Source organism: Acinetobacter sp. 228, from assembly GCF_048147885.1.
Map to the genome: position 1 here is coordinate 1 of NZ_JAYWYV010000037.1, position 5236 is coordinate 5236.

The window sequence follows — 5236 nt, forward strand, 5'->3', positions numbered from 1 at the left end:
GTCGTATTCCCGGCGCGTTTATTCAGCAACTGAAAAATGGCCGGTGGCATGTCATGCAGCGTGTGGCTGGGAAAAACCGTTACCCCATTGATGTGGTGAAAATCCCGATGGCGGTGCCGCTGACCACGGCGTTTAAACAAAATATTGAGCGGATACGGCGTGAACGTCTTCCGAAAGAGCTGGGCTATGCGCTGCAGCATCAACTGAGGATGGTAATAAAGCGATGAAACATACTGAACTCCGTGCAGCCGTACTGGATGCACTGGAGAAGCATGACACCGGGGCGACGTTTTTTGATGGTCGCCCCGCTGTTTTTGATGAGGCGGATTTTCCGGCAGTTGCCGTTTATCTCACCGGCGCTGAATACACGGGCGAAGAGCTGGACAGCGATACCTGGCAGGCGGAGCTGCATATCGAAGTTTTCCTGCCTGCTCAGGTGCCGGATTCAGAGCTGGATGCGTGGATGGAGTCCCGGATTTATCCGGTGATGAGCGATATCCCGGCACTGTCAGATTTGATCACCAGTATGGTGGCCAGCGGCTATGACTACCGGCGCGACGATGATGCGGGCTTGTGGAGTTCAGCCGATCTGACTTATGTCATTACCTATGAAATGTGAGGACGCTATGCCTGTACCAAATCCTACAATGCCGGTGAAAGGTGCCGGGACCACCCTGTGGGTTTATAAGGGGAGCGGTGACCCTTACGCGAATCCGCTTTCAGACGTTGACTGGTCGCGTCTGGCAAAAGTTAAAGACCTGACGCCCGGCGAACTGACCGCTGAGTCCTATGACGACAGCTATCTCGATGATGAAGATGCAGACTGGACTGCGACCGGGCAGGGGCAGAAATCTGCCGGAGATACCAGCTTCACGCTGGCGTGGATGCCCGGAGAGCAGGGGCAGCAGGCGCTGCTGGCGTGGTTTAATGAAGGCGATACCCGTGCCTATAAAATCCGCTTCCCGAACGGCACGGTCGATGTGTTCCGTGGCTGGGTCAGCAGTATCGGTAAGGCGGTGACGGCGAAGGAAGTGATCACCCGCACGGTGAAAGTCACCAATGTGGGACGTCCGTCGATGGCAGAAGATCGCAGCACGGTAACAGCGGCAACCGGCATGACCGTGACGCCTGCCAGCACCTCGGTGGTGAAAGGGCAGAGCACCACGCTGACCGTGGCCTTCCAGCCGGAGGGCGTAACCGACAAGAGCTTTCGTGCGGTGTCTGCGGATAAAACAAAAGCCACCGTGTCGGTCAGTGGTATGACCATCACCGTGAACGGCGTTGCTGCAGGCAAGGTCAACATTCCGGTTGTATCCGGTAATGGTGAGTTTGCTGCGGTTGCAGAAATTACCGTCACCGCCAGTTAATCCGGAGAGTCAGCGATGTTCCTGAAAACCGAATCATTTGAACATAACGGTGTGACCGTCACGCTTTCTGAACTGTCAGCCCTGCAGCGCATTGAGCATCTCGCCCTGATGAAACGGCAGGCAGAACAGGCGGAGTCAGACAGCAACCGGAAGTTTACTGTGGAAGACGCCATCAGAACCGGCGCGTTTCTGGTGGCGATGTCCCTGTGGCATAACCATCCGCAGAAGACGCAGATGCCGTCCATGAATGAAGCCGTTAAACAGATTGAGCAGGAAGTGCTTACCACCTGGCCCACGGAGGCAATTTCTCATGCTGAAAACGTGGTGTACCGGCTGTCTGGTATGTATGAGTTTGTGGTGAATAATGCCCCTGAACAGACAGAGGACGCCGGGCCCGCAGAGCCTGTTTCTGCGGGAAAGTGTTCGACGGTGAGCTGAGTTTTGCCCTGAAACTGGCGCGTGAGATGGGGCGACCCGACTGGCGTGCCATGCTTGCCGGGATGTCATCCACGGAGTATGCCGACTGGCACCGCTTTTACAGTACCCATTATTTTCATGATGTTCTGCTGGATATGCACTTTTCCGGGCTGACGTACACCGTGCTCAGCCTGTTTTTCAGCGATCCGGATATGCATCCGCTGGATTTCAGTCTGCTGAACCGGCGCGAGGCTGACGAAGAGCCTGAAGATGATGTGCTGATGCAGAAAGCGGCAGGGCTTGCCGGAGGTGTCCGCTTTGGCCCGGACGGGAATGAAGTTATCCCCGCTTCCCCGGATGTGGCGGACATGACGGAGGATGACGTAATGCTGATGACAGTATCAGAAGGGATCGCAGGAGGAGTCCGGTATGGCTGAACCGGTAGGCGATCTGGTCGTTGATTTGAGTCTGGATGCGGCCAGATTTGACGAGCAGATGGCCAGAGTCAGGCGTCATTTTTCTGGTACGGAAAGTGATGCGAAAAAAACAGCGGCAGTCGTTGAACAGTCGCTGAGCCGACAGGCGCTGGCTGCACAGAAAGCGGGGATTTCCGTCGGGCAGTATAAAGCCGCCATGCGTATGCTGCCTGCACAGTTCACCGACGTGGCCACGCAGCTTGCAGGCGGGCAAAGTCCGTGGCTGATCCTGCTGCAACAGGGGGGGCAGGTGAAGGACTCCTTCGGCGGGATGATCCCCATGTTCAGGGGGCTTGCCGGTGCGATCACCCTGCCGATGGTGGGGGCCACCTCGCTGGCGGTGGCGACCGGTGCGCTGGCGTATGCCTGGTATCAGGGCAACTCAACCCTGTCCGATTTCAACAAAACGCTGGTCCTTTCCGGCAATCAGGCGGGACTGACGGCAGATCGTATGCTGGTCCTGTCCAGAGCCGGGCAGGCGGCAGGGCTGACGTTTAACCAGACCAGCGAGTCACTCAGCGCACTGGTTAAGGCGGGGGTAAGCGGTGAGGCTCAGATTGCGTCCATCAGCCAGAGTGTGGCGCGTTTCTCCTCTGCATCCGGCGTGGAGGTGGACAAGGTCGCTGAAGCCTTCGGGAAGCTGACCACAGACCCGACGTCGGGGCTGACGGCGATGGCTCGCCAGTTCCATAACGTGTCGGCGGAGCAGATTGCGTATGTTGCTCAGTTGCAGCGTTCCGGCGATGAAGCCGGGGCATTGCAGGCGGCGAACGAGGCCGCAACGAAAGGGTTTGATGACCAGACCCGCCGCCTGAAAGAGAACATGGGCACGCTGGAGACCTGGGCAGACAGGACTGCGCGGGCATTCAAATCCATGTGGGATGCGGTGCTGGATATTGGTCGTCCTGATACCGCGCAGGAGATGCTGATTAAGGCAGAGGCTGCGTATAAGAAAGCAGACGACATCTGGAATCTGCGCAAGGATGATTATTTTGTTAACGATGAAGCGCGGGCGCGTTACTGGGATGATCGTGAAAAGGCCCGTCTTGCGCTTGAAGCCGCCCGAAAGAAGGCTGAGCAGCAGACTCAACAGGACAAAAATGCGCAGCAGCAGAGCGATACCGAAGCGTCACGGCTGAAATATACCGAAGAGGCGCAGAAGGCTTACGAACGGCTGCAGACGCCGCTGGAGAAATATACCGCCCGTCAGGAAGAACTGAACAAGGCACTGAAAGACGGGAAAATCCTGCAGGCGGATTACAACACGCTGATGGCGGCGGCGAAAAAGGATTATGAAGCGACGCTGAAAAAGCCGAAACAGTCCAGCGTGAAGGTGTCTGCGGGCGATCGTCAGGAAGACAGTGCTCATGCTGCCCTGCTGACGCTTCAGGCAGAACTCCGGACGCTGGAGAAGCATGCCGGAGCAAATGAGAAAATCAGCCAGCAGCGCCGGGATTTGTGGAAGGCGGAGAGTCAGTTCGCGGTACTGGAGGAGGCGGCGCAACGTCGCCAGCTGTCTGCACAGGAGAAATCCCTGCTGGCGCATAAAGATGAGACGCTGGAGTACAAACGCCAGCTGGCTGCACTTGGCGACAAGGTTACGTATCAGGAGCGCCTGAACGCGCTGGCGCAGCAGGCGGATAAATTCGCACAGCAGCAACGGGCAAAACGGGCCGCCATTGATGCGAAAAGCCGGGGGCTGACTGACCGGCAGGCAGAACGGGAAGCCACGGAACAGCGCCTGAAGGAACAGTATGGCGATAATCCGCTGGCGCTGAATAACGTCATGTCAGAGCAGAAAAAGACCTGGGCGGCTGAAGACCAGCTTCGCGGGAACTGGATGGCAGGCCTGAAGTCCGGCTGGAGTGAGTGGGAAGAGAGCGCCACGGACAGTATGTCGCAGGTAAAAAGTGCAGCCACGCAGACCTTTGATGGTATTGCACAGAATATGGCGGCGATGCTGACCGGCAGTGAGCAGAACTGGCGCAGCTTCACCCGTTCCGTGCTGTCCATGATGACAGAAATTCTGCTTAAGCAGGCAATGGTGGGGATTGTCGGGAGTATCGGCAGCGCCATTGGCGGGGCTGTTGGTGGCGGCGCATCCGCGTCAGGCGGTACAGCCATTCAGGCCGCTGCGGCGAAATTCCATTTTGCAACCGGAGGATTTACGGGAACCGGCGGCAAATATGAGCCAGCGGGGATTGTTCACCGTGGTGAGTTTGTCTTCACGAAGGAGGCAACCAGCCGGATTGGCGTGGGGAATCTTTACCGGCTGATGCGCGGCTATGCCACCGGCGGTTATGTCGGTACACCGGGCAGCATGGCAGACAGCCGGTCGCAGGCGTCCGGGACGTTTGAGCAGAATAACCATGTGGTGATTAACAACGACGGCACGAACGGGCAGATAGGTCCGGCTGCTCTGAAGGCGGTGTATGACATGGCCCGCAAGGGTGCCCGTGATGAAATTCAGACACAGATGCGTGATGGTGGCCTGTTCTCCGGAGGTGGACGATGAAGACCTTCCGCTGGAAAGTGAAACCCGGTATGGATGTGGCTTCGGTCCCTTCTGTAAGAAAGGTGCGCTTTGGTGATGGCTATTCTCAGCGAGCGCCTGCCGGGCTGAATGCCAACCTGAAAACGTACAGCGTGACGCTTTCTGTCCCCCGTGAGGAGGCCACGGTACTGGAGTCGTTTCTGGAAGAGCACGGGGGCTGGAAATCCTTTCTGTGGACGCCGCCTTATGAGTGGCGGCAGATAAAGGTGACCTGCGCAAAATGGTCGTCGCGGGTCAGTATGCTGCGTGTTGAGTTCAGCGCAGAGTTTGAACAGGTGGTGAACTGATGCAGGATATCCGGCAGGAAACACTGAATGAATGCACCCGTGCGGAGCAGTCGGCCAGCGTGGTGCTCTGGGAAATCGACCTGACAGAGGTCGGTGGAGAACGTTATTTTTTCTGTAATGAGCAGAACGAAAAAG

General features: G+C 57.3%; 7 protein-coding genes and 1 pseudogene. All 8 read left to right on the top strand.

From position 1 onward, the window contains the following. On the top strand, nt 1–227 hold a 227-nt coding region (locus VXQ92_RS15295), incomplete at its 5' end, for a phage tail protein (RefSeq protein ID WP_074466195.1). Then, complete coding sequence (locus tag VXQ92_RS15300; protein ID WP_000683105.1) at nt 224–619, top strand: phage minor tail U family protein; 396 nt, start codon at nt 224–226, stop codon at nt 617–619. The genes VXQ92_RS15295 and VXQ92_RS15300, both read left to right, overlap by 4 nt. Before the next feature lie 7 nt (nt 620–626). Next, complete coding sequence (locus VXQ92_RS15305) at nt 627–1367, top strand: phage tail protein (RefSeq protein ID WP_001349920.1); 741 nt, start codon at nt 627–629, stop codon at nt 1365–1367. A gap of 15 nt (nt 1368–1382) precedes the next feature. Further along, entirely contained in the window at nt 1383–1805 is a 423-nt protein-coding gene (gpG, locus tag VXQ92_RS15310) for a phage tail assembly chaperone G (protein WP_000479153.1), read from the top strand. Continuing rightward, nucleotides 1787–2221 carry a phage tail assembly protein T gene (locus tag VXQ92_RS15315; RefSeq protein ID WP_000459457.1) on the top strand — a complete coding sequence of 145 codons (435 nt, stop codon included), beginning with the start codon at nt 1787–1789 and terminating at the stop codon, nt 2219–2221. Before gpG ends, VXQ92_RS15315 begins: the two co-directional genes overlap by 19 nt. Then, nucleotides 2214–4775 (top strand): phage tail tape measure protein, encoded by a 2562-nt coding sequence (locus VXQ92_RS15320; protein WP_000840207.1) that lies wholly within the window; start codon nt 2214–2216, stop codon nt 4773–4775. The genes VXQ92_RS15315 and VXQ92_RS15320 overlap by 8 nt, the downstream gene beginning before the upstream one ends. Next, nucleotides 4772–5101: a phage tail protein gene (locus VXQ92_RS15325; protein WP_000847379.1), complete on the top strand. Its 330-nt coding sequence runs from the start codon at nt 4772–4774 to the stop codon at nt 5099–5101. Before VXQ92_RS15320 ends, VXQ92_RS15325 begins: the two co-directional genes overlap by 4 nt. Further along, nucleotides 5101–5236: pseudogene (locus tag VXQ92_RS15330) on the top strand (phage minor tail protein L); the annotation flags it as partial. The gene VXQ92_RS15325 and the pseudogene VXQ92_RS15330, both read left to right, overlap by 1 nt.